Raw genomic sequence first — 479 nt, forward strand, 5'->3', positions numbered from 1 at the left:
GGCACGCATCTGGATAACCAGAACGGTCTGCTCAACGCCGCTGGCCTGATGCAGTTGCAGGTCGACAGCGCTCTCAACGGCAGTGGTCGTATCGCCAGTCAGGCACTGGTTGCGCAGGGCAATCTGACCCTGACCGGCAAAACCCTCGACAACCAGGCAGGCGGCCTGGTGGGCTCTACAAAAGCGCTGAAAATCGATGTTACCGATATCGACAACAAGGCCGGTGAACTGTCCAGCCAGATCGGTGTGGACATCATTGGTCAGACGCTCGACAACAGCAACGGCGGCAAGGTAACTGCACTTGGGCTGACCGTGGCGCGCGTGATCAACCTGAATAAAGGCCTGTTGTTCGGTAACACCCTGCGTCTCGACGGTGCACGCCTGGATAACGCAGGCGGTACGCTGGCGAGTCAGAAGGACATGAGCATTGATGTGTCCGGTGCGCTGGACAACAGCGGTGGTCTGCTCAGCAGCGAAGC

At 59.1% G+C, this 479-nt stretch carries 1 protein-coding gene; it reads left to right on the top strand.

The features are described from left to right. Positions 1 to 479, top strand: a 479-nt coding sequence (locus AO068_RS02330) for a hypothetical protein (RefSeq protein WP_152999730.1), incomplete at both ends; no start/stop codon positions are given.

The organism is Pseudomonas sp. ICMP 3272, from assembly GCF_001466905.1.
Taxonomy (GTDB): Bacteria; Pseudomonadota; Gammaproteobacteria; order Pseudomonadales; family Pseudomonadaceae; genus Aquipseudomonas; species Aquipseudomonas amygdali.